2 protein-coding genes are annotated in these 245 nt (G+C 64.9%); both read right to left on the reverse strand.

The window, feature by feature from the left end; translation table 11 throughout:
- Positions 1-146: calcium-binding protein (locus Q5L94_RS14305; protein ID WP_411161955.1), on the reverse strand; the 146-nt coding region annotated here is incomplete at its 3' end.
- 21 nt (positions 147-167) lie between these two features.
- Positions 168-245, reverse strand: a 78-nt coding sequence (locus tag Q5L94_RS14310) for a hypothetical protein (RefSeq protein ID WP_411161956.1), incomplete at its 5' end; no start/stop codon positions are given.

The raw sequence follows: 245 nt of genomic DNA on the forward strand, positions 1-245 counted from the left end.
CCGCCATAGAGCGTATCGGCGCCGGTGCCGCCGCTGATGCTGTCGTTGCCAATTCCGCCAAGCAGTTGGGCGGTAGAGCTGCCACCTGCCAGCGTGTCAATGTCCGCACCGCCATAGATGTTGTCGGCACCGGTGCCGCCGGACAAGCTGTCGTCGCCCGCGCCGCCCTAGATCTGTTCGTGACCATTGCCGCCGTCGATGCTGTCATGGCCGTCCTCTCCATAGAGAACATCGCTGCCGTCGCC

The organism is Idiomarina sp. Sol25 (genome assembly GCF_033052775.1).
GTDB lineage: Bacteria > Pseudomonadota > Gammaproteobacteria > Enterobacterales > Alteromonadaceae > Idiomarina.